This window comes from Aeromonas sp. 2692-1 (genome assembly GCF_013085505.1).
GTDB classification, from domain to species: domain Bacteria; phylum Pseudomonadota; class Gammaproteobacteria; order Enterobacterales; family Aeromonadaceae; genus Aeromonas; species Aeromonas hydrophila.
The window spans coordinates 2157994-2183673 of sequence record NZ_CP038513.1 but is presented as its reverse complement, the minus strand read 5'-3'; the positions used below and the strand labels follow the sequence as shown (position 1 = coordinate 2183673).

Annotated in this window: 19 protein-coding genes; 10 read left to right on the top strand and 9 right to left on the bottom strand. The window is 63.9% G+C overall.

Annotation, left to right across the window (positions count from 1 at the left end; genetic code table 11):
• Positions 1-11: 11 nt before the first annotated feature.
• On the bottom strand, positions 12-1964 hold the full coding sequence (locus tag E5E97_RS10575) for a cation:proton antiporter (protein WP_171280249.1): 1953 nt from the start codon (positions 1962-1964) through the stop codon (positions 12-14).
• A gap of 100 nt (positions 1965-2064) precedes the next feature.
• On the opposite strand from E5E97_RS10575, the gene E5E97_RS10570 reads away from it, so the two are divergent.
• Positions 2065-2985, top strand: a complete 921-nt coding sequence (locus E5E97_RS10570) for a GGDEF domain-containing protein (protein WP_029301567.1) — start codon at positions 2065-2067, stop codon at positions 2983-2985.
• Positions 2986-3060: 75 nt separating this feature from the next.
• On the opposite strand, the gene tilS is transcribed toward E5E97_RS10570, so the two are convergent.
• The gene (gene tilS / locus E5E97_RS10565) at positions 3061-4401 is read right to left on the bottom strand and encodes a tRNA lysidine(34) synthetase TilS (protein ID WP_118881712.1); all 1341 of its coding nucleotides are present in this window, start codon (positions 4399-4401) and stop codon (positions 3061-3063) included.
• A gap of 128 nt (positions 4402-4529) precedes the next feature.
• Here tilS and E5E97_RS10560 point away from each other — a divergent pair, with 128 nt between their 5' ends.
• The 4 genes from E5E97_RS10560 to E5E97_RS10545 all read left to right on the top strand — a co-directional run bounded on the left by E5E97_RS10560 (position 4530) and on the right by E5E97_RS10545 (position 9834).
• A complete protein-coding gene (locus E5E97_RS10560; RefSeq protein WP_162902005.1) occupies positions 4530-6560 on the top strand; it encodes a M13 family metallopeptidase in 2031 nt (676 codons plus the stop codon).
• Positions 6561-6671: 111 nt separating this feature from the next.
• Entirely contained in the window at positions 6672-7109 is a 438-nt protein-coding gene (locus E5E97_RS10555; protein ID WP_016349890.1) for a PliI family lysozyme inhibitor of I-type lysozyme, read from the top strand.
• 362 nt (positions 7110-7471) lie between these two features.
• On the top strand, positions 7472-9211 hold the full coding sequence (locus E5E97_RS10550; RefSeq protein ID WP_171280248.1) for an ABC-F family ATP-binding cassette domain-containing protein: 1740 nt from the start codon (positions 7472-7474) through the stop codon (positions 9209-9211).
• An 83-nt stretch (positions 9212-9294) separates the two neighbouring features.
• Positions 9295-9834 (top strand): GNAT family N-acetyltransferase, encoded by a 540-nt coding sequence (locus E5E97_RS10545; RefSeq protein ID WP_171280247.1) that lies wholly within the window; start codon positions 9295-9297, stop codon positions 9832-9834.
• Between the two features lie 41 nt (positions 9835-9875).
• Here the strand turns inward: E5E97_RS10545 and yjeH are convergent, their stop codons facing one another.
• Both yjeH and E5E97_RS10535 read right to left on the bottom strand, forming a co-directional pair.
• Complete coding sequence (gene yjeH, locus E5E97_RS10540) at positions 9876-11156, bottom strand: L-methionine/branched-chain amino acid transporter (RefSeq protein ID WP_171280246.1); 1281 nt, start codon at positions 11154-11156, stop codon at positions 9876-9878.
• A gap of 136 nt (positions 11157-11292) precedes the next feature.
• A complete protein-coding gene (locus E5E97_RS10535; RefSeq protein ID WP_029303702.1) occupies positions 11293-12189 on the bottom strand; it encodes a LysR family transcriptional regulator in 897 nt (298 codons plus the stop codon).
• Positions 12190-12433: 244 nt separating this feature from the next.
• On the opposite strand from E5E97_RS10535, the gene E5E97_RS10530 reads away from it, so the two are divergent.
• Both E5E97_RS10530 and E5E97_RS10525 read left to right on the top strand, forming a co-directional pair.
• Positions 12434-13345: an alpha/beta hydrolase gene (locus tag E5E97_RS10530; RefSeq protein WP_029303703.1), complete on the top strand. Its 912-nt coding sequence runs from the start codon at positions 12434-12436 to the stop codon at positions 13343-13345.
• A gap of 20 nt (positions 13346-13365) precedes the next feature.
• A complete protein-coding gene (locus E5E97_RS10525; RefSeq protein WP_029303704.1) occupies positions 13366-14310 on the top strand; it encodes an alpha/beta hydrolase in 945 nt (314 codons plus the stop codon).
• 19 nt (positions 14311-14329) lie between these two features.
• Here E5E97_RS10525 and E5E97_RS10520 read toward each other — a convergent pair whose 3' ends face one another.
• A complete protein-coding gene (locus E5E97_RS10520; RefSeq protein WP_171280245.1) occupies positions 14330-15232 on the bottom strand; it encodes a LysR family transcriptional regulator in 903 nt (300 codons plus the stop codon).
• Positions 15233-15389: 157 nt separating this feature from the next.
• Here E5E97_RS10520 and E5E97_RS10515 point away from each other — a divergent pair, with 157 nt between their 5' ends.
• Positions 15390-16430, top strand: a complete 1041-nt coding sequence (locus E5E97_RS10515; protein ID WP_171280244.1) for an MBL fold metallo-hydrolase — start codon at positions 15390-15392, stop codon at positions 16428-16430.
• Positions 16431-16497: 67 nt separating this feature from the next.
• On the opposite strand, the gene E5E97_RS10510 is transcribed toward E5E97_RS10515, so the two are convergent.
• Positions 16498-17793: an HAAAP family serine/threonine permease gene (locus E5E97_RS10510; RefSeq protein ID WP_024946034.1), complete on the bottom strand. Its 1296-nt coding sequence runs from the start codon at positions 17791-17793 to the stop codon at positions 16498-16500.
• 504 nt (positions 17794-18297) lie between these two features.
• Between E5E97_RS10510 and E5E97_RS10505 the strand changes: the two genes are divergently transcribed.
• Together E5E97_RS10505 and E5E97_RS10500 are read left to right on the top strand one after the other, a co-directional pair.
• Positions 18298-19206: a LysR substrate-binding domain-containing protein gene (locus E5E97_RS10505; protein WP_118881721.1), complete on the top strand. Its 909-nt coding sequence runs from the start codon at positions 18298-18300 to the stop codon at positions 19204-19206.
• A gap of 106 nt (positions 19207-19312) precedes the next feature.
• On the top strand, positions 19313-20734 hold the full coding sequence (locus E5E97_RS10500) for an MATE family efflux transporter (RefSeq protein WP_118881722.1): 1422 nt from the start codon (positions 19313-19315) through the stop codon (positions 20732-20734).
• A 9-nt stretch (positions 20735-20743) separates the two neighbouring features.
• On the opposite strand, the gene pdxY is transcribed toward E5E97_RS10500, so the two are convergent.
• The 3 genes from pdxY to cadB form a co-directional block, all read right to left on the bottom strand.
• Positions 20744-21610 (bottom strand): pyridoxal kinase PdxY, encoded by an 867-nt coding sequence (gene pdxY / locus E5E97_RS10495; protein ID WP_118881723.1) that lies wholly within the window; start codon positions 21608-21610, stop codon positions 20744-20746.
• A 72-nt stretch (positions 21611-21682) separates the two neighbouring features.
• Positions 21683-23815, bottom strand: a complete 2133-nt coding sequence (locus E5E97_RS10490) for a lysine decarboxylase CadA (RefSeq protein WP_065476253.1) — start codon at positions 23813-23815, stop codon at positions 21683-21685.
• A 76-nt stretch (positions 23816-23891) separates the two neighbouring features.
• Positions 23892-25226, bottom strand: coding sequence for a cadaverine/lysine antiporter (cadB, locus tag E5E97_RS10485; protein ID WP_118881724.1), 1335 nt, complete (start codon positions 25224-25226; stop codon positions 23892-23894).
• Between the last annotated feature and the right edge of the window lie 454 nt (positions 25227-25680).

Below are 25680 nucleotides of genomic sequence, written 5' to 3'. Positions count from 1 at the left end.
TTGAGGGAGGGCTAGCGCCCCTCCAGCAGGCGCTGCTCCGCCTGCTCCACCGCCACCCCATTGCCGAACAGCACCAGCCGATCCCCTGCCGCCAGCACCAGCTCAGGCTTGGGCTCCAGCCTCAGCTCGCCGCGTTGTACCTCCTTGATCCGCACCGTCTCCAGCGCCAGAGCCTGCACGCTGCGCCCCACCGCCCAGGCCTGTTCGTGCAGCAGCACCGGGTGCAGCCGCTCGAGCAGCTGATCCGTCTCCAGATTGCCGGCGCTTTGATCCCCCCAGTAGAAACCGTGCAGAAAGCGGTACTGGCTGCTGCGCTCGTGCTCCATGCGCCGGATCACCCGGCCGATGGGGATGTCGCAGTTGAGCAGCAGGTGGGAGACCAGCATCAGGGCCCCCTCCTGGGATTCGGGGATCACCTCAAAGGCCCCTGCCCGCTTGAACGCCTCCAGAAAACTGTCATCCCGGGTGCGCACCAGCACCTTCACCTCCCCCGCCAGCTCCCTGATCAGCGCCAGCATGGCCTCCACCCGCTTGTGATCGTCAAAGGTGATGAGCACCAGCCTGGCCCGCAGCAGGCCGGCGGCCAGCAGGATGTCGCGGCGGCTGGCATCGCCAAACGCCACCTGCTCCCCCGCCGACTTGGCCTCGCTCACCCGCTCCGGATCGAGATCCAGTGCCAGGAAGGGGATCTCCTCCTGCTTGAGAAAGCGGGCGCAGGTCTGGCCGGCCCGACCAAAGCCCGCGATGATCACGTGCTGGCTCTTGCTCAGGCCCGACTGGGCCACCTCGGAGCGGGTAAGCAGGGCCGGATCGGTGAGGGAGCGGGCCAGATGATGGGCCTGCAACACCAGCCAGGGCGTCATGGCGATGGAGGTAACGCCGATGCCGATAAGCAGGGAGACCAGCCGATGGTCGAGCAGACCGTGGTGGTTGGCCAGTGCCAGCAGCACGAAGCCGAACTCCCCCACCTGGCTCAGCATGATCCCCGCCGCCATGGCATCGCGCTTGCGCTCCCCCATCAGCCGGCCGGCCAGCAGCACCAGCAGGGACTTGAACAGGATCAGGCAGAGCACGCTGGTTGCCACCAGCCACCAGTCCTGTGCCACCCGCTGCCAGTCCATGGTCATGCCGATGGTGATGAAGAAGAGCCCCATCAGCACATCCCGAAACGGCCGGATGTCCACCTCCAGCTGATGGCGATAGTGGGATTCCCCCAGCATCATGCCCGCCAGAAAGGCCCCCAGCGCCATGGAGAGCCCCATCCACTGGGTCAGCGAGGCCGCCAGCAGCGCCACCAGCAGGGCGCTCAGCACGAACAGCTCGTCGGAGCGGGCTCGCGCCACCTCGTGAAACAGCAGCGGCAGCAGCCACTTGCCCACCGCCAGCAGGCTCAGCAGGGCAAACAGTCCCTTGAGGGTAGCCCAGGCGATCTCCGCCAGCAGGGCGCTGCCCTGGATCTCGGGCCTGGCCAGGATGGGGATCATCACCAACAGCGGCACCACCGCCAGATCCTGAAACAGCAGCACGCTCACCCCGAGCTGGGCGCGGCGGGTGTGCAGCTGCTTCTGCTCCCCCAGCTGCTTGATCACCACGGCGGTGGACGAGAGCGCCAGGGTGCCAGATACCACCAGCGCCTGGGGCAGGCTCAGGCCCCACCACCAGGCGATGGCGAAAAACAGCAGGGAGGTGAGCAGCACCTGCAGACCGCCCACCCCGATCACCAGCCGGCGCATGGCGATGAGCCGAGGCAGCGAGAATTCGAGGCCGAGCGAAAACATCAGAAAGACGATGCCAAGCTCGGCGATGGTCTGCATGATCGCCTGGCCGGTGATCACGGCGACGCCATAGGGGCCGAGCAGTACCCCGGCAAGCAGGTAAGCGAGGATCACCGGCTGGCCGAGGCGCCGGAAAATCGCCACCAACAAGACGGCGGCAAGCAGCAGGATCAACACATCTGCGTACAATATTTCCTCCCTTTTTATCTACTTAAGCCTAGCCAGCCACTCTTGTTCGCATCGAACATATTTTGGGCACAAGGATTGCAGGTAAGTGTCAGGAAGTAGGTTGTTTGAGGGCTGTACCGTGGAAAACACATCATCATTGAATGGTCTGGGACATGGCATCGAGCAGTGGGTTCGCCAGATGGAGCGGCTCACGCCGCTGGCCAGTCAGGATCGCAACCAGTTGCTCGAGTTGTTGTTGGTGCAGATGGACCTCGGCAGCCTGCTGGCAACCTTTGCCGATCGTGCGGCAAGAATTGTCCGGATCCACAGCCTGCACTTCGACTGCGGCCAGCCTCATACCCTGATCCAGCATCCGCCCCAGGCCAGCCTGACCCTGCACAGCTACCCGTTCGAGCTGCGCGGCCAACATGGTCAGCTGATCGGCCAGTTGCACTACACCCTGGAACATGCCCTGAGCGGCAGCCAGCAGCGGATCCTGCAGCAGTATCACCAGCTGCTCTGCCTGCCCCTGCCCCTCTACCTGCGCCTGTCACAGCTGGAGCTGCAGGTCAGGCTCGATCACCTGACCGGGCTCGGCAACCGCTCCTACTTCGACGAGGCCATCGGCCGGGCGGTGGAGCAGCACAGCCGGGAATCCCACGGCCTGGTGCTGGTGCTGCTGGATCTCGACAACTTCAAGCAGATCAACGACACCTGGGGTCATCCGGTCGGCGATCTGGTATTGAGCCGCTTCGCCCAGTTGCTGACTCACTGCATCCGCAGCACGGATCAGGCGTTTCGCCTCGGCGGTGACGAATTCGCCCTGCTGCTGCAACCCGCCGAGCCCGAGGCCTGGCGCCCGGTCTGGCTGCGCCTGCAGCACATGCTGATGATCCACAAGGAGCTCAGCACCTTCTCGGTCGGCTGCAGCCTGGGAGCCGCCAGCTGGCAGTCCGGGGTGGACGTGCACAGCTTGTACGAGGCTGCCGATGCCCACCTCTATGCCCGCAAGAAGGCGGGCAAGGCCGGCCTGCTGGACTGAACCGGCCCGCCGCTGAATACGACAAGGCCGGCATATGCCGGCCTTGTGCGTTATCCGCGTTGGCGAAGGAGAGAGTCATGCCGGGGGCTGACAGGCCGCGACCGGCAGCCAGTGCCAGGCCAGACCGGCGCCCTGCGTCATGAATCCGTCACAGAGAAACAGCTCGCCCACCGCCGCCACCTGCTCGCCGTAATAGAGGATGGGAATGCGGCCGCGCTGCCAGGAGGGAACCCCGTACTCCTGCAGCAGCTTCTTGAGGCGCCGGCTGCCGCCGCGCCCTACCGGCTTGAGCATGCTGCCGGCTGCCACCCCGAAGCGCACCGACAGCGGCTCGTCCGCCCTTGGCAGCCGCAACCCCTCCCCTTCCAGCCGCGGCAGCAAGCGCACCTCCCCCAGCCCGTCCGGCAGGATCAGCGTCTCCCCCACGGCCAATGTCAGCTGTTCGTGGCGAGGCTGCAGCCCGGGTCGCACCAGATGGAGCCGGCCCTGAAAGCGGCGGCAGCTCTGCCCGCCCCAGTTGAGCTGGGGATTGGCGTCTTCCCGTGCCAGCGCCACCTCCTGCCAGAGCAGACCGAGCTGCTCGCGGGAGGGCATCTCGCCCCCCTGGCGGCGGATCCAGTAACGCAGCAGGTTGTTGCGCCGGGTGCCTGACAGGGCCAGCAGCGGCGCGATCTGCAGCGCCTCTCCTGCTGCCGCCAGCCGCCAGTCGGCCTCTGCCAGCTCCTCCAGCAGCGCCTCCTGCTCGGCGCACAGCGCCATGCTGCGTGCCGCGGTCTGGGCCATGGCGGGCCAGCGGGCCTTGAGCTGGGGAATGAGCCGTTGGCGCAGGAAGTTGCGGTCATAACTCTCATCCTGATTGCTCTCATCCTCCACCCAGCCATAGGGGAGACTGGCCGCCGCCTCGGCCAGCTCGGCCCGGCTCACCTCGAGCAAGGGGCGCAGCAACAGGCCACCGGCAAAGGGCTGGCTCGGCACCATGCCCGCCAGCCCGCGCAGGCCGGCGCCGCGCTTGAGCGCCAGCAGCAGGGTCTCCAGCTGATCGTCCTGATGGTGGGCGGTGAGCAGCCACTCCCCTTCCCCCAGCTGAGCGGCGAGACGCAGATAGCGGGCCTCCCGCGCCTGCGCCTCCAGGCTGTCGCCACTATCCCGCTGCAGTTGCACCCGCTCGACCAGCAGCGGCACCGCCAGTTGCTGACACACCGTTTCGCAGTGAGCTACCCACTCGTCGGCATGTGGGCTCAGGCCGTGATGGACGTGCAGGGCACGCAGGGCAAGGCCGTGGGCGCGGGCAAAACGTGCCGCCAACATCAGCAGCACGGTGGAGTCGAGTCCGCCGCTGAAGGCCACCAGCAGACCGCGGGAACCTTCCGGCGCTGGCAGAGTCTGACAAAAACGAGAATAAATACGAGAAATCATAGGCTTCCCCAATACGACCAGGCCGATCTTAGCAGACTCGGGCTTATCAAGCGCTAACCCGGCTGCTAGAGTGAGACGCTCCCTGCGTGGGCAAGGAAGCCGCATAACCCGAATTGGAATCCAACATAATGAACAACAAAAAAAGCATACTGGCCGCCCTCGTCGGGCTGGCCCTGCTGGCCGGCTGCAGTCAGGCCCCGGACGGCGCAGACAAACACTCCGGCCTCGCGCTGGCCAACATGGACACCAGCGTCAAACCCGGTGACGACTTCTTCCGCTACGTGAACGGCCACTGGCTCTCCACCGCCAAGATCCCGGACGACAGGCCCGCCGACGGCGCCTTCTACATGCTGCGTGACAAATCCCTGGCGGACGTGCGGGTGCTGGTAGAAGGGCTGGACGGCAAGGCTGCCGCCGGCACACCGGCCCAGCAGATCCACGACCTTTACCAGAGCTATCTGGATCAGACGACCCGCAATGCCAAGGGCACGGCGCCGTTGATGCCGATGCTGAGCGAGATCGAGCAGATCCGCACGCCGCAGGATCTGGCCCGGGCCTTCGCCCAGAGCGGTCGCAACGGCGGCGGTGCCCCGTTTGGTTTCTGGGTCGATGCCGACGCCAAGGCGCCGGACAGCTATGCGGTCTACCTCTACCAGGCCGGGCTCGGTCTGCCGGATCGGGACTACTACCTCAAGACGGATGCCGCCAGCCAGGCGCTGCGCCAGAAATACGAGCAGCACATCGCCACCATGCTGGGCCGCTTCGGCGAGGCGGATGCGGGGGCCAAGGCCAAGCACATCCTGGCGCTTGAGAGCAAACTCGCCCGGATCCAGTGGGACAACGTCACCCTGCGGGATCGGGAGAAGAACTACAACAAGGGGCCCCAGAGCGAGCTCAAACGCCTCGCCCCCGCCATCGACTGGAATGCCTACCTGACCCAGGCCGGCCTCGCCGGCCAGAGCAGCCTCATCATCGGCCAGCCCACCTATCTCGCGGCCCTCAATGAGGTGATGCAGCAGACTCCGGTCGGCGACTGGCAGGCCTACCTCAAGTGGCACCTCATCACCGATTACGCCCCCTACCTCGACAGCCAGACCGATGCCCAGAACTTCGCCTTCTTCGGCACCACCCTGAGCGGCACGCCCAAGCAGCGCGCCCCCTGGGAGCGGGCCCTCGGCGTGCTGGACGATCATCTGGGCGAGGCGGTGGGCAAGCTCTACGTGGAGCGCTACTTCCCGCCCCAGGCCAAGGCCCGCATGGAGCAGCTGGTGGAGAACCTGCGCACCGCCTACGGCCAGAGCATCGAGGAGCTGGACTGGATGTCGCCGGCCACCAAGGCACAGGCCCAGGCCAAGCTCGCCAAATTCCGTCCCAAGATCGGCTACCCGGACAAGTGGAAGGACTACAGCGCCATCGCGATCCGTGCCGACGATCTGGTGGGCAACCTGCAGCGGGCTCGCGCCTTCGAATACGCCGACAACCTGGCGCGCCTCGGCAAGCCGGTAGACAGAGACGAGTGGCACATGTCGCCGCAGACGGTGAACGCCTACTACAACCCGAGCAACAACGAGATCGTCTTCCCGGCTGCCATCCTGCAGCCCCCCTTCTTCGACATGACGGCGGATGACGCGGTCAACTACGGCGCCATCGGCGGGGTGATCGGCCACGAGATGGGTCACGGTTTTGATGATCAGGGCGCCAAATCCGACGGTGACGGCGTGATGCGCGACTGGTGGACGCCCCAGGATCTCAAGGAGTTTCGCTTCCGCACCAGCCGGCTGGTGGCCCAGTACAACCGCTTCGAGCCCATCAAGGGGCAGTTCGTCAACGGCCAGTTCACCCTGGGGGAGAACATCGGCGATCTGGGTGGCCTCACCATCGCCCACAAGGCCTACCTGCTGTCGCTGGATGGCAAGGAGGCCCCAGTGCTGGACGGCTTCACCGGCGAGCAGCGCTTCTTCCTCGGCTGGGCCCAGGTGTGGAAAGGCATGTATCGCCCCGAGCTGATGCAGATGCTGCTCGCCTCGGATCCCCACTCGCCGCCGGAATACCGGGTCAACGGCGTGGTACCGAACATCCCCGCCTTCTACGAGGCGTTCAAGATCCAGCCTGGTGACAAGCTCTATCTGGACCCGGCCAAACGGGTCAAGATCTGGTAATGACCGCCCCGATGAGGGGCGGATGACGCGAACCGGCGGGGATTGCCCGGCCGGTTCGCACAGTGACACAGGTGGCGGGCAACCGCCGCCGCAGTAACAAGGGTCAAACCGATGAAAGCCTTGCTCATGACACTCGGCCTGCTCACCCTGCCCCTCGCCAGCCAGGCGGCGGACGGGTTCTTCAAACAGCTGACGCTGCCCTCAGGCCAGGTAGTGACCGTCAGCGAAGGGCGCGGCGAACCGGCCTCCACCGGCAGCTACGACGTGCGCCTCTACTCCGGCGCCAACCCCCAGTTCCCGCTGGATCAGTTCATCGACGGCAAGGTGTTGCCGCGCGATGGCAGCATCAAGGAGCTCAAGCTGCTGGATCTCAACGGCGACAAGCAGCCCGAGCTCATCGTCGTGGTCGAGAGTGCCGGCAGCGGCAGCTACCTGAGCGCCGACGCCTTCACCATCAACCCGCAGGAGGGGCTGGACAGCTTCAACCATGTGGAGGGGCTGGCCCCCAATGAAGATGTGATCCAGGCGCTCAAGACCCCGCGCGACTGACCCCCATCATCACGCCCCGTCCAGCGGGGCGTTTTTTTGTCCTGCCGCTGACAAAGCACCTTCCCGCCTCACCCGCAGGGCACCGCCATGGATAGACGGTTATTTTTTCTGCGCTTATAATCGCCGCACCGTGCCATCACGAAACACAAGGAGGTAAAAAATGGTTATCCAAGCGTGTCCGATGTTCTCGGCTCGCCTGTTCGGCACATTCGCGTGCTCTTGCCTGCATACCATCGCGCTGCGATAGCGGGTTCGAGCAAAGCCGACTCCCTTCCATACCGAGACCTTTCTCGACTCTGCCGTTGTCGCCAGCGCTCCTGATGACAGGGATCTTCGATCCCGCGATTTAAGAGAGCAAGAGCATGACAACCCTGATGAGTACCCATTCCCTGCAAATGAGTGCGGGGCACCTTCCGTTATTTGACCACCTCGAACTCGGCATCCGCGCAGGCGACCGGCTTGGCCTGATTGGTGCCAACGGCTGCGGCAAGAGCACATTGCTGGCACTGCTGGCGGGCGAGCGCACACCCCAGGCTGGCCGGGTCGTGCAGGCGGCCGCCTGCCGCTGCGAGTTCGTGGCCCAGCAACTGCCGGCCAGGCTTTCAACCCTCAGCACCCGCGCCGTGCTGCTGGATGCACTGGGCAACGATCCGAGCGCGGAGTGGCAGGTGGACAAGCTGCTGGCCGAGCTGCAGCTGGAGGCCCAGGCCGCGCTGCCGGTCAGTGCGCTGAGCGGCGGCCAGCACAGCCGGCTGCAGATAGGCCGCGCCCTGCTGCGCCAACCCAACCTGCTGCTGCTCGATGAACCCAGCAACCACCTGGATCTGCCCGCCCTGCTCTGGCTCGAGCAGTTTCTGCTGGGCTGGCGCGGTGCCTTCGTGCTGGTCTCCCACGATGGTCGCCTGCTGGACCGGGTCACCGAGCAGACCCTGATCCTGCGCGATGGCCAGCTGCACCGCTTCGCCCTGCCCTGCAGCCAGGCGCGGGCGGCGCTGGCCGCCGAAGATGAGCAGGCCCGCCTGCGCCGGGCCGACGAGCAAAAGGAGATCGACCGCCTGAGCGCCAGCAGCAAACGCCTTGCCATCTGGGGGCGGGAGCATGACAACGAGAAGCTGGTGCGCCAGGCCAAGTCCATGGAAAAGCGCATCGCCCGCCTGCAGGAGGAGCAGAGCCAGGTCGCGGCGCTGGCCCCCTGGCGGCTCGAGCTGCGCGGACTGAGCCTGCCCGCCGACACCCTGCTGCGGCTGGAGGCCCTCGACGTGGCACCGGCGCCAGCATTGCCGCCGCTGCTGCGCGCCGAAGGGCTCTGGCTGCGGGCAGGAGATAAGGTCGCCCTGCTCGGAGCCAACGGCACCGGCAAGTCCTCCCTGCTGCGCCAGTGCTGGCGCGAACTGGCCGCGCAGAGCCCGCAGGCGGGCTGGTACTGCCACCCCGGCGCCAGCATCGCCTATTACGATCAGTCCCTGCAGCAGCTGGCGGACGACGCCACCCTGAGCGACGCGCTGTACCCCCTGGCCCCTCTGCCGGAGACCACCCGGCGTCAGGCGCTGATCCGGGCGGGCTTCCCCTATGTCCGCCACGGCCAGCAGGTGCACACCTTGAGCGGGGGCGAGCGGGCACGGCTGCTGTTTCTCGCCCTGTCGCTCGGCAGCCACCACATGCTCTGGCTCGACGAGCCCACCAACCACCTGGATCTGGCGGGCAAGGAGCAGCTGGCCGAGGCGATTGCCGCCTTCCCGGGGGGCGTGCTGCTGGTCTCCCACGACCGGGAGCTGATCGAGCGCAGCTGCAACCGCTTCTGGCTGATCAAGGATGGGCGCATCCAGGAGGCTCACAGCGCCGAGCGGGCCTATGCCGAGCTGCTCGGCGATGCGCCCTCGCCGGCAGCAGACAAGGCAGACCTGGCCGCCCTCGCCATGGGGCAGGCCCCGGCCGGCCCGGCGGATGACGAAGAGGCGCTGCTGGCACGCTGGTATGAACTCGATGCCCTGCTCGCCGCCGATCTGGCCCGCAAGCCCAGGCACCAGACCCCGCGCCTGCAGCAGCAGTGGCGTGACGAGCTGGCCAGGCTCACCGACCAGCTCGGGTTGGTCGGATCATGAGCAGAGCCATAAACCGGCTCTGCCAGCCATCCCTGTTTGACTCACCACTCGCGGCCAACTCTGGTTGGCCGCAAGGAGACACCATGACAGCAACGCAACAACCCCACATCAGGCTGGATCCGGTCAGCGACGCCGATCTGCCCCACATCTTCCGCGGCCTGTCGGATCCGCGGGTCGTCGCCTACTACGGCGTCAGCTACGACAGCCTGACGGCGTGCCAGGCCCAGATGGCCTGGTATGCCGAGCTGATCCGCACCGGCCGCGGCGCCTGGCACCTCATTCGTGACCACCACACGGGCGAACCGCTCGGCGCCATCGGCTACAACGATGCCGACCCGGCTCACCGGCGGGCCGAGCTGGGCTACTGGCTCTATCCCGAACACTGGGGCAAGGGGGTGATGAGCGCGGCGCTGCGGCTGTGGCTGCCGCTCACTTATCGCACCAGCGAGCTGCACCGGCTGCTGGCGGTGGTGGAGGAGCCCAACCTCCCCTCCGCCCGCCTGCTCGAGCGGGCGGGCTTTCACTACGAGGGCACCGCGCGGGAGTGCGAACGCAAGGGGGATGGCTTCATCTCCCTGCGCCACTACGCCATCTTGCGCAGCGACCTGCCCGCCAGCCTGTGACCCGCAACAAAAAGCCCCGCACTGCGGGGCTTTTTTTCGGGTTACTTGATGACGCAGACACCCTCATCGGACGCCGAGCGGCGGCGTCTGCGCCGCCACAACGAGAAGCAGCCGTACCCCAGACTGAGCACCACGGCATAGAGCACCTGGGAGGCGAGTGCCACCAGCACCAGGGCACAGAGCAGCACGCTCACCCCCGCCAGCCCCTTGCCCACCCCGCCGAGCAGACGCCAACCCGCCGCCATGCAGAGCAGGTAGACCAGCACGAAGTTGCCGTTGGCGTAGCGGATCAGCTCGTCGAGGGGCAGTCGCAACCAGATGATCAGGGTGATGCAGACCAGACAGATGGCGAGCACCAGACTCAAGGCCCGCAGCGGCGCGCCACGGGCGGTGAGGCGGGCCAGCGAGACCGGCAGCTTGCCTTCGCGCGCCATGCTCCAGATCAGCCGGGCAAATCCCTGCAGGTAGATGTTGATGCTGGCAAAGCAGGAGAGATAGCCGAGCACCGCCACCAGCCACTTGGCGGTGGGGCCGAACAGCAGCGAGAGCAGGGCCGGAATGGCGGTGGCGTTGGTCGCCTCATCGCCGTAGAGGCCATATTTGAGCACCACCAGCGAGTGCACCCAGTAGATGAGCCCCGCCAGCAGCACCCCGCCGAGCAGGGCAATAGGGTAATCCCGCTCCGGTCGCTTGAACTCTTCCCCCATGTGGGCGAAGGCCTCGAGCCCGACGAAACACCAGAACATCACCGCCAGTGCGGTGGCCATGGCAGGCCACTCGTCCGTCGTCGGCAGCGGCCGGGCGGCGTCGCGCCAGCTGATATCCCCCTTGAACCAGATGAGCAGGGTGAGCCCCAAAATGGCGAGCGCGATCAGCAACTGCAGGTTGCCGGAAGAGCGTGCCCCGCGCAGCCCCAGCAAAAATACCCCGAGCAGGGTGAGCAGCTGGATGCCCCACAGGGTCCACTCTCCCAGATCGAACAGGGCGTGCCAGAAGCCGGCGGCGATCATCAGGGCGGCAGGCAGGCCCACCGGCAGCACCGCCAGAAACAGGAAGGCGGAGAAGCGCTCGGCGCCGTTTCCAAAGGCAAGGCCAATCAGGTGTGGTGCCCCGCCGGCGTGGGGGTAGCGGCGGCCGAGGCGAGCAAAGGTAAAGGCAATCGGCAGCACCAGCGCAATCAGCAGCAACCAGGCCCACAGCGACGCCCCACCCGCCAGCGAGGCGGCAGTCGCCGGTACCACGAAGATCCCGGTGCCGAGCAGCGAGGTGGCGAGCAGCCCCATCCCCTGCCAGAGCCCGAGATCCTTTTTCAACCCAGACATATCCTTTTGTCCCAACTAGAAAAACATCCCGCCATGTTAGGCCTGCCCCGCCCCTTTGTTAAGCACGATAGTTAAGCAGGATGGCAAGAATATGCAGTGCTTTATTCAGGCCGGGAGGCTCGCGGGTGAGTCGAGGTCAGCTGCGGTGGCGCAGCGCCTCCAGCAGCAACGAGAAAGCGGGCGAGGCCTGCAAGCGGCTGGTGTAGTAGAGGTAGTAACCGGGGTGCACCATGTTGTAACCGGCCAGCACCTCCTCCAGCCGGCCATCCGCCAGATAGGGCTCAGCCATGCTCTGGGGCAGGTACGCCAGCCCGTAACCGTCGAGCGCCGCCTCAAGCACGTTGCCGATGCTGTTGAACACCAGTTGCCCTTCGCCACGGATCTTGAGCTCCCGCCCCCCTTCCAGAAAACTCCAGGAGAAAAATCCGCCCTGGGTCGGCAAGCGCAGATTGATGCACTGATGGATGCTGGCGATCTCCTGCGGCCGGCTCGGGCGGCCATGAGCCGCCAGATAGCGGGGGGCGGCAGCCACCAGCATCCTGATCTCGGGGCTGATGGGAGTGGCAATCATGTCCTTGGCGATCAAACCGCCGCGACGCACCCCGGCGTCGTAGCGCTCGGCGACGATGTCCACCAGGCCGTAATCGGTGCTGAGTTCGACCCGGATATCCGGATAGTGGTGCAAAAAGGTGCTGATCTTGGGCCAGAGCACGGCGCGAATGGCGTATTCGTCCGCCGTGATGCGGATGGTGCCGGCCGGTTTGTCCCGCAGCGCTGTCAGCTGGCTGAGGCCGCTGTCGATCTGCGCCAGCGCCGGTCCCACCAGCGCGATCAGCCGCTCACCGGCTTCAGTGGGGGTGACGCTGCGGGTAGTGCGTGACAGCAGCTTGAGGCCGAGTCGCTGCTCCAGGGTCTTCACCGTCTGGCTGATGGCGGACTGGGACGTCCCGAGCTGGGCAGCCGCGCGGGTGAAGCTTTGCTCCCTGGCCACCACCATGAAGGTCGTCAGCTCGTTGAGGTTCTCTTTCATCATTGATTAGTCATGGTGATAATACTGCCCCGATTATACGCGCCATCCAGATAAGTTTTCTCACCGCTGCTACCCTGCTGTGCCAGCGTCCATCCGCGTCCCGCTCGCAACGTCACCCGATTCTTGCCGCTATTCATAAGAAATCAGTATTAAAGCATTCGGATTGGGCCATCTAATCAAATCAAAGGTGGCGGCATATGCTCTCTTCGTCGCCGCATCCTGGCGCCCCACTCCCAAGGAGCACACCATGTACCCCGTTCGTTTTGCCAATCAACACCTGAGCCTGGCCGGCCACCTTCATCTGCCTGCCGATCTGCAAGCGGGCGTACGCTACCCCGCCATCGTCTGCGTTCACCCTTCCGGTGGCGTCAAGGAGCAGACCGCCGGCCTCTATGCCTCACACCTGGCAAAGGCCGGTTTCATCGCGCTGGCCTTTGATGCCAGCTATCAGGGAGAGAGCGAGGGTGAACCGCGCCAGCTGGAAAATCCCCATGTGCGTGTGGACGACATCAGCGCCGCCGTCGATTACCTGACCACTCTGGCCGAGGTCGACCCTGAGCGCATCGGCGTGCTCGGGATCTGCGCCGGAGGCGGTTACGCCGCAGCTGCAGCCATGATGGACACCCGGCTCAAGGCGATCGGTACCGTGAGTGCGGTCAACTACGGTCAGATGTACCGCCAGGGTTGGGACAAGCGCGGCACGCCGACCGAGTGTCTGGCCTTGCGCGACCTAGCGATGGCCGCACGCACTGCCGAGGCGACCGGTGCAGCCATCCAGTACCTGCCCACCACGCCGCTCAGCCGTGAACAGGGAGAGCAGCTTCATCCGGATTGGGCGGAAGCCTTCGATTACTACCGTACGCCACGGGCCCGGCATGACAACGCCCCGAGTCGGCTCACCACCCGCAGCCTGGCCCAGCTGGTGACGTTTGATGCCTTCCACCAGGCCGAACTGTTCCTGACCCAGCCCCTGCTGCTGGTGGCAGGCAGCGAAGCCGGCACCCGCTGGATGAGCGAAGTGCTGCATCAGCGGGCCGCCAGTGCGCACAAGGGGTTGTTCATCGTCGAGGGAGCCACCCACATCGGTTTGTACGACCAGCCCCAATGGGTCGACGGCGCGCTCACCGGCCTCATCCCCTTCTTTCGTACCCACCTTTAATTCTTTGTGAGGAACAACAGATGACACAGCAACAATCGGTCCGCTTTGCCCACCACCACTGGGACGTTGCCGCCACCCTGCGCCTGCCTGAGGGATTTGATGCCGGTAAACACTATGCGGCTATCGTCTGCGCCCACCCCATCAGCAGTTGCAAGGAGCAGACTGCCGGCGCCGTCTACGCCGAGGCCCTGACCCGGGCCGGCTTCATCACCCTGACCTTCGATGCTTCCACCCAGGGAGAGAGCGGCGGCGAGCCGCGTTTTAGCGAAGACCCCGCCACCCGGGTCGAAGATTTTCGCTGCGCCGTCGACTACCTGGTGACCCTGCCCTTCGTGGATGCCGACAGCATCGGCGTACTCGGGGTGTGCGGCGGCGGTGGCTACGCGGTCAACGCCGCCATGACCGAGCGCCGCTTCAAGGCGGTGGCCACCGTGGTGGCGGCCAACTACGGCCGCATCCTGCGCCAGGGGGATCTCACCCCGGATGCGGCCCTCAAGACTCTGGAGGCCATCGCCGCCCAGCGCACCGCCGAGGCGCGCGGCGCCGACACCATGGTGACGGGCTATATCCCGGGCTCGGAGGCAGAACGCGAGCAGGCGGGGCTGCACGACATCGACATCGTCGAAGCGGTGCAGTACTACACCACGGCGCGCGGCCAACAACCCGGCTCCCCCAACAAGCTGCGCATGAGCAGCCTGGGGCCGGCCATGAACTGGGATGCGTTTGCCTTTGCCGAACTGCTGCTGACCCAGCCCCTGCATATCGTCATCGGTGGCGGAGCGCCCGGGGCCTTCGGCTCATATCGGGACGGGTTCGAGCTCTTTGGCCGTGCCCGCTCACAGCAAAAACGCTTGCAGATTGTCGAGGGGGCCAGCCATTACGATCTTTACGACCAGCCCGACGCCACCGGCCAGGCACTGGCACAGATAGTCCCCTTCTTCAGGCAACACCTGGCGCAGGCATAACCCAATCACCGCAGCCGGCTCATGCCGGCTGCGGTGATTTGTCGGCCAGCGCCTCCGCCAGGAAATCCCCCAGCAGGGTGATCTTGAGTACCTGCCGGCGCGCCGCCGGGTAGATGAAATGAAGGGTCTTGTCCGGAATGCGGTAGGTATCGAGCAGGGGCAGCAACCGCCCCGCAGCGATATGCTCTTGCACCTGTTCGGCCGGCTGCAAAGTGATGCCGGCCCCAGAAAGCGCTGCCGTCAGCAGTGCGGGCCAGTGGTTGATGCGCAGGCGCGAGGTCACCCGAACCTCCTCGCTCTGGCCATTCTCCCCGACAAACTGCCAGCGCTCGTGCTCGCCCCAGTTGCCGTGCAGACACTGGTGGCGAGCAAGATCGGCAGGACGGCGCGGCACGCCGTGGCGATTGAGGTAATCAGGTGAGGCGCAGAGGCGGTAGTACTGGGTCAGCAGCGGACGGGCAATGAGCGCCTCATCCTGCGGACGCAGGGTGCGGATGGCGGCGTCAAACCCCTCCTCCACCAGATCGACCCAGCGCGGGGTGAGCTGCAGATCCACCTCCAGCCTGGGGTAGCGGTCGAGAAAAGCGGGCAGCAGCGGCACCAGCCGATGGTGGCCAAAGCTTAAGGGAGCTGCGATGCGCAGCCGCCCGGCCGGCTCGGCCAGCAGGTGCTGGGTGAGCGACTCGGTCAGCGCCAGCTCCTCCAGCACTCGCTGGCATCGGGCCAGAAACAGCTGGCCCAGCTCGGTCAGGGTCTGCTGGCGGGTGGTCTTGTGAAACAGCTTGCCCCCCAGCCACTGCTCCAGCCCCTGCACATGCTTGCCCACCATCTGGGCGCTGATCCCCTCTTCGCTCGCCACCGCGCTGTAGGAGCCGAGATCCACCACCCGGGTGAAGATACGCATGCTGGTCAATCGGTCCACAATCCCTCCTTTGCCCACGTTTCGAGGCCATTTGGCCCGCTGCAAGCGGCCCACATTCACAACCAAAAGTTTAGTGAGAAATGGTTTTTGGCCAATTTATCGCATTTTTGGTTACCAATATAGTGATCAGCAACCTCACCCATCAGGACATACATCCATGAAAAGTACCTATCTGGCCGCCCTGCTGGTCGGTCTGCTGGCCACCGGTGTCAGCCAGGCTGCCGAGAGCAGTTTTATCAACACTCAGCAGAGCGCCCCTGTCAGCGCCACCCTGACCGCGACTCAAGCCCAGCCCGATATCTTCCGGGTCAGCCTGCTAGGTACCGGCACCCCGGTGCCCCAGATCAGTCGCGGTGGCTACAGCACCCTGGTCGAAGCGGGCAACCAGAAGCTGGTGTTCGACTTTGGCCGCAACTCCACCACCCGCTTGTGGCAGCTGCATATCCCCATCGGCCGGGTCAACGCCTTCTTCCTCACCCACTTCCACTCGGATCACACCAACGGGCTGGCGGATCTCTGGCTGACCGGCTGGCTGCAACCGGCCTATGGCCAGCGCCACGCGCCGATGGAGCTTTACGGGCCCAAGGGCACCGATGCCCTCGCGAACGGCCTGCAGCAGGCCTACGCCACCGACATCGCCACCCGGGTCAAGGATGAGGGGACGCCGCTGGACGGGGTGAAGATCAACAGCCACGAGGTGACCGCCGGGGTGGTCTACGACCGGGACGGGGTCAAGGTGACCGCCTTTGACAACGACCACGGGGTCAACATCAAGCCATCGTTTGGCTATCGCATCGACTACCACGGCCACAGCGTGGTGCTCTCCGGCGATACCCGCTACAGCCCGCAGGTGGTGAAAGAGGCCAAGGGGGCGGATCTGCTGGTGCACTGCGTCTCCATGACCTCCGCCGCCCGCATGAAGGCCAACCCGGGCTACCGGGCGATCGCCGGTCACCTCGCCTCCTCCGAGCAGGCCGCCCGGGTGATGAACGAAGCCAAACCGGCGCTGACCGTGTTCAGCCATATCGGCCTCAACGGCCAGCTCGGGGTGAAGGATCTGGCGCAGAGCCTGCGCGCAAGTTACTCGGGCCCCTTCGTCATCGGCAATGACCTGATGCAGATTGACCTGCCCACCACCGCCTCTGGCAAGGGCTACGCCCTCTGGCAGGCGGAGAACATCGACAACGCCCAGCCCTGAATCCCGGCCATAAAAAAAGCCGCCTCTTGCGAGGCGGCTTCTTCATTCAAGCGGGTAACCCGTGTTATCAGGCAATCAGCTTGTAGATGATACCGGACATGGCGATCAGGCCGATGATGGTCACGAACACGTTGCTGATGTTGCCAGCGTATTTGCGCATGGCCGGCACCTTGGTGATGGCGTACATCGGCATCAGGAACAGCAGCATCGCGATGATGGGGCCGCCCAGGTCTTCAATCATGCCGAGGATGCTCGGGTTGATGGTGGCGATGGCCCAGGTGGTCAGGATCATGAACACTGCGGTCACTTTGTTCAGTTGCTTGACGTCAACGTTCTTGCCTTTCTCACGCAGGGACTTGGCCATCAGACCGTTCATGCCCTCTTGTGCACCCAGGTAGTGACCCAGGAAGGACTTGCTGATGGCGACCATGGCGATCAGCGGAGCCACGGTGGCGATAACCGGGTTGTCGAAGTGGTTGGCCAGGTAGGACAGGATGGAGATGTTCTGTTCCTTGGCAGCAGCCAGGTCAGCCGGGGAGAGGCTCAGTACGCAGCTGAATACGAAGAACATAACGGTCATCACCATCATGACGTGGGCGCCCAGCAGGATGTTGCTGCACTTCTTCTCGGCACCTTCACCGTAGCGACCCTTGTTGTCCACCGCGAAGGAGGAAATGATCGGGGAGTGGTTGAAGGAGAACACCATGACCGGGATGGCCAGCCACAGAGTTTTCAGGAAGTCGCCGTTGAAGGCATCACCCAGAGCCGGAGCTTCAGTGATAATGGCACCGTTCCAATGCGGGATCAGGTAGAGCGCCAGGCCCATCAGGGTGATCACGAACGGGAATACCAGCACGCTCATCGCTTTGACGATAACCTGGCCGCCGAGGCGAACGATCGCCATCAGACCTAGGATCAGCGCCAGAGACAGGATGGCACGGGGAGGTGCAGTCATGCCCAGCTGGTGCACCATCAGGCTCTCGACGGTGTTGGTGATGGCTACCGAGTACATCAGCAGGATCGGGTAGATGGCGAAGAAGTAGAGCAGGGTGATGAACTTGCCTGCGGTCTTGCCGAAGTGCTCTTCTACTACCTCGGTGATGTCGCCATCACGGGTGGAGCCGGACAGCACGAAGCGGGTCAGGCCACGGTGTGCGAAGAAGGTCAGCGGCAGGGCCAGGACCAGCATGGCAACCAGCGGCCACAGACCACCTACACCGGCGTTGATCGGCAGGAAGAGTACACCGGCACCGATGGCGGTACCGTACAGACCCAGCATCCAGACCACATCGGCCTTGTTGATGCCACGGGAAGACGCATTACTGGCTAAGCTGCCTTCTACTGCAATGTTCATGTCAGACATAGGGGTGTTCCTGTCATCAAGGAAAATAGAAAATTTCTAGTCAACCGGGCGCAATGCCCTGTTCCATCTCCCTGGAACTCCTGCAGTCCATCCCTGTTATTCTCATCCCGTCGGCCCGGCAAGCTGGTCATCACTCCATGTAACAACCAAATTGCAACAAACAAGCCGGCGGGTCATAGGCCCGAGGGCCACAAACGCGTCAGACTTTACAACTCGCTAACACGCTTTTGTTCCGATGCGCTGACTCTAATTAAATCCCCTTAGCGATCACAGTGTTTTTTTGAATTAATCAACCAAAGTTTGACTGGAATCGCCTTTCTGGCGTCAGAGATCACGTTACGAGCCCAATTTTGTGAACAGCCGTTAACAAATAGAGGTAGTTTCACCCGTATCTATATCCTTGTGGGTACAACAAATTGCTTACATTTGCCCATTTCTTGCTCAGGTTGTGCCCTGCCGTCCGCTGACGTACCCTGTTGCTCAACATTTTTTCGCTGAATTAATATGGCCATCACCCGTACCGATCTCGCCGAACTGGCGGTGTTTGCCGCCGTCGCCCGCCACCAGAGTTTCAGCAAGGCCGCCCTCGAACTCGGCGTGTCTGCCTCCGCCCTGAGCCACAGCCTGAAAGGGCTGGAGACCCGTTTGGGGGTGCGTCTGCTCAATCGCAGTACCCGCGCCGTGGTGCCCACAGATGCCGGTCAGCGCCTGCTGACCCAGTTGCTGCCGACCTTGAGCCATCTGGAGAGTGCACTGGGTGAACTGGCCCGTCACAGCGACGAACCGGTAGGAAGGCTGAAGATCAGCGCGCCGCGCGGCGCCATCGATGAGTTGCTGGCCCCGGTGCTGATCGATTACATGGTGCGTTACCCGCGCATGCAGGTGGAGGTGGTGGAGCAGGAGCTGATGCCGCGCCTCATCGAAGATGGCTATGACGCCGCTCTCTTTTATGGGGATCTGCTGCCCAAGGAGATGATCGGGGTACCGCTCGGCCCGCCCCAGCGCTATCTGGTGGTGGCCTCCCCCGCCTATCTGGCCGAGCACGGCACCCCGCAGCACCCGCGCGAATTGACCCGGCACGCCTGCATCGGCTATCGGCTCACCCCCTCCCATCACTATCGCTGGGCCTTTGCCGGCGAGGAGGGCTCCATGCTGGAGATCGAAGTGACCGGACCGCTCACCACCAGCACGCCGGCCCTCTACCTGGGAGCGGCCGAGGCGGGACTGGGGCTGGCCTACTGCCTGGAAGAGGAGGTGAGCAGGCAGCTGGCCGAGGGCACCCTGGTGAGCGTGCTGGAGCCCTGGTGCCCCACCTTCGTCGGTTTCTCGCTCTTCTATCCCAGTCGCCATCAGCTGGGCAACGGGCTGCGCGCCCTCATCGACATGCTCAAGGGACACTACCAGCAGTGCTGATTGATGAATATGGCTCAGCAATTCATCAAATAGAAACCGGATTATCGATAAAAAAATATTAATCTAGACTATCTGCTCGATAATCGAACTCCCCAAGAGAACAGATATGTCTGCCTACTTCACTCTGCGCCAGCGGGCGATGACCCGCCGTTTCTGGGGCTATGCCCTTCCCTCCATCATGGCCATGCTGGTATCCGGCGCCTATTACCTGGTCGATGGCATCTTCGTCGGTCACTACGTGGGGGCCGCCGGCCTCGCCGGCATCAACCTGGTCTACCCGGTCATCATGGTGCTGATCGGTCTCGCCGCCATGATCAGCATGGGGGCGGCTACCGCCATCTCCTTCCAGCAGGGCGCCAGGCATTTCGGCCTGGCCCGCCAGGCGCTGGTCAATGCGCTCTGGCTGCTGGGGCTGCTGGGCGCCGTGGCGCCGCTGCTGCTGCACTACTGGCACGTCGACATCCTGCTGGCACTGGGCATTGAACAAGGTACCGACACCTGGCAACAGGCCAGCGACTACCTCTACTGGATTGGCGGCGGCACCCTGCTGCTGGCCTGCAACCTGGCGGTGCCCTATCTGCTGCGCAACGACGGCCGCCCCCGTCTCGCCATGCTGCTGGTGAGCAGCGGCGCCATCCTCAACATCATCCTCAACTACATCATGGTGGGCCGGCTGGGGCTGGGTCTGATCGGTACGGCGCAGGCCACCCTCATCTCGGAAGGGGTCGTCAGCCTGCTCGGGCTGGGTTATTTCTTTACCCGCCATGCCAAGCTGCGCATAGAGTGGCGCCACCTGGTGCCCGACTTCCCGGCCATGCCGAACCTGCTGTTCACCGGCCTGCCGAGCCTGATCGCCCAGTTCAACCTCGGCCTGCTGCTGCTGCTGCACAACAGCCAGCTGATGGTGCACGGTTCGGTCAAGGATCTGGCCGGCTTCACCGTGGCCGGTTACACCGAGGCGGTGTTCATCGTCATCCTGCAGGGGCTGGCCTTCGGCATCCAGCCGCTGGTCAGCCAGGCGGCCGGTGCCAAACGCCATCGTGACCTCAAGTTCCTGATGGAGATGGGGCTCAAGATCACGCTCATCTACGGTCTGGCGGTCTGGCTGCTGATCCAGCTGCTGCCGCGTCAGGTGGCCATGCTCTACACCGGCGATCAGGATGGCGAGCTGCTCGCGGCCGCCATCAGCAGCCTGACCCTCAACCTCGGCGCCATTCCGCTGGAGGGGATCATCATGTTCGGCATCGTGCTGCTGCAGTCCATGGCCCGTACCCGCCAGGCGCTGCTCATCTCGGCCGCCAAGACCCTGCTGCTGCTGCCGCTGATCTTCATGCTGCCGCTCTGGTGGGGCCGGGACGGCGTGCTGCTGGCCCAGCCCACTACCGTGGTGTTGCTGACCCTGCCGCTGTGCTGGTTGCTGTGGCGCGAGTGGCGCCGTCTCAAGCTGGCCTGTGCCCCGCTGAGCCGACCCAATCGCAAGCCGCTTGGCGCGCGCCAACAAGTGCAACTGGCCAGGCGCGCCGGCTAAGCGCCGCCATCAGACCGGCAGCCGGCGGGCACAGGTGCGGATCTCGGGCTCGACCATCGCCTGCTGGGCGGCCACCAGCTGCAGTTCGTAGGCGCCCGCCAGCCAGGTCTGGGCCAGCACCGCATCCACGCTGGCATTGGTGCGCTCGAACGCCGCCACCGGCGTAAAGCCCGCCAGCAGGTTGGCCAGCATGGTGGCACTCAGCAGATCCCCCACCCCGATGGGCTGACGCTGAAACTCATAGAGGGGGCGCGAGATATGAAACGCCCCCTCTTCGCACACCAGCAGCATCTCGAACCGGTCCAGGCTCAAGCCGGCGCGGCCCAGATGCTTGACCATCACCAGCTCCACTCCCCCTTCACGCAGTTGCTGGCAAGCCGCCAGCGCCTCGCTCAAATTGCAGATTTCGCGGCCGGTCAGCTGCTCCAGCTCCAGCAGATTGGGGGCCAGCAGGTCGGCGCAGGCCAGCGCCCGGTTTTTCAGAAAATCGGCGACGCCGGGCGCGACTATGCACCCCTTGTCGGGATGCCCCATCACGGGGTCGCAAAAATAGCGGGCATTCGGATTGAGTGCCTTGAGGTGAGCCACCGCCGCCAGGATCTCCTCCCCCTGCTCGGCCGAGCCGAGATAACCGCTCAGGATCGCATCGCACTGCCCCAGTACGCCGATGTCGGCCAGCCCCGCCATCAACTGGCGGATATGGCCGTTTGGCATCACCATCCCCTGCCAGCCTGCGCTGTACTGGGTATGGTTGGAAAATTGCACCGTGTTGACGGGCCACACCTCCAGCCCCATGCGGCGCATGGGAAACACGGCGGCGCTGTTGCCGGCGCAGCCGAACACCACGTGGGACTGGATGGAGAGAACTCGCTTCATGCTGACTCGCAAAAAAATGGATGAACCCAGATGGGAAAAACGGGCCTTGCGGCCCGTTGTTGTCACTCTCGCTTAGCGCAGCACCTTGACGGTGTAGCTGCCATCGGCCTGACGATAGAGGCCGTGGATGTCGGTCTCGAAGCCCGGGTAGTGGGCGCCGATCTCGCACAGCATCTCGAGGAACTCGAGCACCGGCAGAGAATCCTGGGTCACCATCTCGCCCGGCAGCACCAGCGGTACTCCCGGCGGGTACGGCAGGATCATGTTGGCGCTGATGCGGTCCACCATGTCACGCAGCGGCACTTCCACCACGTTGCCGGCCAGCTCTTGCTGCCAGGCGGCGTGCGGGGTCATCTTCATCTCCGGCAGTACGTCGAACGCCTTGAACATCAGCTCCGGCAGGCGGTACTTGCTGGTCAGCTCGTGAATGCGCTGGGCCAGCTCCTGGATGCGCATCCCTTCGTAGAAGCTCGGGTCTTCACGATAGAGGCTCGGCAGTATGCTCTTGATGGTCAGGTTCAGGTCATAGCCACGCTTGAACTCGGTCAGGGCACGCAGCAGCTGCATCGCCTTGGACTGATCGATACCGATGGAGAACAGGAACAGCAGGTTGTAGGGGCCGGTCTTCTCCACCACGATGCCGCGCTCGTCCAGGAACTTGGAGACCAGCGAAGCCGGGATGCCGTTCTCCAGCAGTTGACCATTGCGGCCCATGCCCGGGGTCAGCAGGGTGACCTTGATGGGATCCAGGTACATGTGGTTGTCGTCGATGTCCTTGAAGCCGTGCCAGTCATCTTTCGGATCCAGCTTCCAGCACTCGACGGTGTCGATATCGTCCGGCTGCCATACGTCGAAGAACCAGCCTTCGCTCTGCTCACGCAGACGCTTGATCTCTTTGCGGAAGGAGATGGCGCGATCGATGGAGTCCTTGATCAGCCGCTTGCCGGTGTTGCCCCGCATCATGGCGGCAGAGATCTCGGTGGAGGCCACGATGCCGTACTGCGGCGAGGTGGAGGTGTGCATCATGAAGGCTTCGTTGAAGGTCTCTTCCTCCACGTCGCCCTTGATGTGGATCATCGAGGCCTGGGAGAAGGCCGCCAGCAGCTTGTGGGTGGACTGGGTTTCGTAGAAGACCTTGCCCGGCATGGCTTCGCCGCTCATGCCGCACTTGCCTTCGTAGATCGGGCTGAAGTTGGTGTAGGGCACCCAGGCACTGTCGAAGTGAATGTAGGGAGTGTCCAGCGCCTCCTTGATGAAGCCGGTGTTGTAGAGCAGGCCGTCATAGGTGGAGTTGGTGATCACGGCGTAGCGCGGCGCCTGGGCACCCGGGGTGGCGGCGACCTTGGCTGCAATGGTCTCGCGGCTGAATTCGCTCTGCGGGATGCCACCCAGAATGCCGTAGGCGTTGCGGGTCGGACGGAAGTAGAGCGGGGTCACGTCGTTCATCATCATCAGGTGAGTGAGCGACTTGTGGCAGTTGCGGTCCACCAGCACAGTGCTGCCGGCCGGCGCAGAGTACATGCCGACGATCTTGTTGGCGGTGGAGGTGCCGTTGGTGACGATGTAGGAGCGATCGGCATTGAAGGTACGGGCGATGTACTCTTCGGCTTCCTTGTGCGGACCGGAGTGATCCAGCAGGGAGCCCAGCTCCGGCATGGAGATGGAGACGTCGGCCTTGAAGGCGTTCGGGCCGTAGAAGTCATAGAAGATGCTGCCGGCCGGGCTCATCTGGAAGGCGGTACCGCCCATGTGACCCGGGGTACAGAAGGTGTACTTGCCCTCTTCCACGTACTTGAACAGCGCCTTGGTGAACGGCGGCAGGATGGCGTCCTGATACTCCTGAGTGGCCTGGCCCATCTTGAGGGCGATGTCGTCGGCCATGCCGAGACGGTACTCGAAGAAGTGCACGTTCAGACGCAGGTCGGTCAGGTGAATGTCCAGAGTGGACTGGTCGTTGGCGAAGGCGAAGATCGGCAGCTTCTCGTTGCGATCGTGGATCTCCTTGCACAGGCCCAGGGAGTATTTGTCCCAGTCGAAGATGGCGCCGCAGACGCGAGGGTTCTTCTCAATCAGCTTCAGCAGGTCGGCCACGTCGACCGGATAAACGACCTCGAAACCCTTGCGCTCGAGGGAGGCTTGCAGCTGGCGAATGGGTTCTTCTTTGAAGAAAACGCCCAGGTGGTTGAGGATGGCAATGATGTTCATCGTAATGCTCCACACGTGATGGGGCGCTCTCCATCAGGGATGGTGAGTGAAGAGCGCTCGGAAAAGGAAAACGGAATTAGTGGCTGGTCTGCTCTTTGAGCAGGGCGTCGTGCTGACGCAGACCCTGTTTCTTGGCGTAGAACATCAGGATGATGAGCGACACCACGAAGGTAGCGGTGAGGTTGGAACCCTTGGCACCCATCAGGGCTACCAGGCAGAAGACGCAGGCGACACCGGAGAAAATCATGGCGCCGATGCTGCGGGAGGTCATGCCTTCAAAACGGATCAGGTTAATGCTGGAGTAGAAGTAGGGCAGCATGGTCAGCAGCACCGCATCTGTGGTCAGCACGTTGAAGAGATCGGCCGCGTGGGCGGACTGGGAGGTGAAGGCGGTCAGGCCGACCATCAGCGCAGTCATCTTGAGGGAGCCCAGGATCAGACCCTTCTTGGCAACGCCGTTCTTGTCCACTTCGCCATAGATTTTCGGGAAGTTGCCGTCGTGGGCGGCACGCTTGCCCGCCTCGCCCACCAGCATCATCCAGGAACCCAGCGAGGTGAAGCAGGCCAGCGCGGTGAAGGCGGAGACGAACGGTGCGGACCAGTTGCCGAAGATGGCGGAGGAAGCCATGGCAAACGGGGCGCCGGAGGCAGCCACTTCACCGGCCGGGAACATGCCGCTGATCACCTGGGTGGAGAGGATGTAGATGACGCCAGCGATACCGGTGCCCAGCATGGTGGCGAGCGGTACGGTGCGCTTGGGGTTCTTCACCATGCCGGAAGAGACGGCGGCGGACTCGACGCCCACGAAGGACCAGAGGCAGATCAGCACGGCGCTGATGACCGCATGCAGGTCGCTGCCGCTGGTGGTGTTCCAGTTCTGGCTGTAGACGGTGGCATCAAAATGGCCCCAACCCATCACGGCGGTACCCACTACCGGCAACAGGATCAGCACCAGACCCAGGGTACAGAGCCGGCTCACCCAGCTGCCGCCAAGCAGGTTGACGAAGGTGAAGATCCAGACGGCGGCGATGGTAGCCGCGGCGGCCGGGATCGGGCTGTTGAGAATGGGGAAGAACACGGAGAGGTAGGAGACGCCGGTAATGGCGATGGCCAGGTTGCCGATCCAGTTGGCGTGGTAATAAAGCACACCGGTCTGGAAACCGAACACCGGAGAGATCTCGCCGGCGTAGGCGATGGGGCCGCCCTCTTGCGGGTTCTTGGTGGCGAGGCGGGCAAACACGAAGGCCAGACCCATGGCGCCGACCAGGCAGATGGCCCAGCTGAACACAGAGATGGAACCTATAGTGGCCAGGGCCGAGGGCAGCAGTGCAATACCGCTCCCCATCATGTTGCCGGCCACCACACCTGTACAGGCGACAAGGCCGATCTTCTTGCTCGTATCTAGGGACATAAAATCTCCGGGTCGATATTAAGGCATCAAACACACGCTTGGCGGAGCCTCCCGCCAACCAATGGCCACAGACTAGGCTCCTCGGCCCCGGAAAACATAAAGACCAGCTAAGGGATAAAAACATGAGTGAACTTTTTCGACCGGGCGGCCGAAATCGATAAAAACACTTTGAAAACAAATAGCTGGCCAATGCGCTATCAAGCGCCTTGATAAAACCTTGATATCCGCAGTCCCCTTGATGCGGCCGATAAGCGCCAGTCGGCACGCCTTGATATTTTTCTGAGGGGTGCAGCGGCATAAAGCGCGTCATTCATGACCCACCGAGTCCGGCCATGCCCGACAGACGGGTTCGCACAGCCCCCTTTGCTGGATGTTTTTGCTCCTCCCTCGGCCGTGGGCACGCTCTCGCCTTCGGCCGGTGGTGCTGGGTCGCCGCAACAGGCACCGGCTGGCG

Bases quoted from the DNA above. Each gene is read 5' to 3' on its own strand.
- E5E97_RS10530 (WP_029303703.1), top strand. From the start codon at position 12,434: ATGTACCCCGTTCGTTTTGCCAATCAACACCTGAGCCTGGCCGGCCAC.
- E5E97_RS10535 (WP_029303702.1), bottom strand. From the start codon at position 12,189: ATGATGAAAGAGAACCTCAACGAGCTGACGACCTTCATGGTGGTGGCC.
- pdxY (WP_118881723.1), bottom strand. From the start codon at position 21,610: ATGAAGCGAGTTCTCTCCATCCAGTCCCACGTGGTGTTCGGCTGCGCC.
- tilS (WP_118881712.1), bottom strand. From the start codon at position 4,401: ATGATTTCTCGTATTTATTCTCGTTTTTGTCAGACTCTGCCAGCGCCG.
- E5E97_RS10525 (WP_029303704.1), top strand. From the start codon at position 13,366: ATGACACAGCAACAATCGGTCCGCTTTGCCCACCACCACTGGGACGTT.
- E5E97_RS10550 (WP_171280248.1), top strand. From the start codon at position 7,472: ATGACAACCCTGATGAGTACCCATTCCCTGCAAATGAGTGCGGGGCAC.
- E5E97_RS10555 (WP_016349890.1), top strand. From the start codon at position 6,672: ATGAAAGCCTTGCTCATGACACTCGGCCTGCTCACCCTGCCCCTCGCC.
- E5E97_RS10490 (WP_065476253.1), bottom strand. From the start codon at position 23,815: ATGAACATCATTGCCATCCTCAACCACCTGGGCGTTTTCTTCAAAGAA.
- E5E97_RS10515 (WP_171280244.1), top strand. From the start codon at position 15,390: ATGAAAAGTACCTATCTGGCCGCCCTGCTGGTCGGTCTGCTGGCCACC.
- yjeH (WP_171280246.1), bottom strand. From the start codon at position 11,156: ATGTCTGGGTTGAAAAAGGATCTCGGGCTCTGGCAGGGGATGGGGCTG.
- E5E97_RS10510 (WP_024946034.1), bottom strand. From the start codon at position 17,793: ATGTCTGACATGAACATTGCAGTAGAAGGCAGCTTAGCCAGTAATGCG.
- E5E97_RS10500 (WP_118881722.1), top strand. From the start codon at position 19,313: ATGTCTGCCTACTTCACTCTGCGCCAGCGGGCGATGACCCGCCGTTTC.
- cadB (WP_118881724.1), bottom strand. From the start codon at position 25,226: ATGTCCCTAGATACGAGCAAGAAGATCGGCCTTGTCGCCTGTACAGGT.
- E5E97_RS10560 (WP_162902005.1), top strand. From the start codon at position 4,530: ATGAACAACAAAAAAAGCATACTGGCCGCCCTCGTCGGGCTGGCCCTG.
- E5E97_RS10505 (WP_118881721.1), top strand. From the start codon at position 18,298: ATGGCCATCACCCGTACCGATCTCGCCGAACTGGCGGTGTTTGCCGCC.
- E5E97_RS10545 (WP_171280247.1), top strand. From the start codon at position 9,295: ATGACAGCAACGCAACAACCCCACATCAGGCTGGATCCGGTCAGCGAC.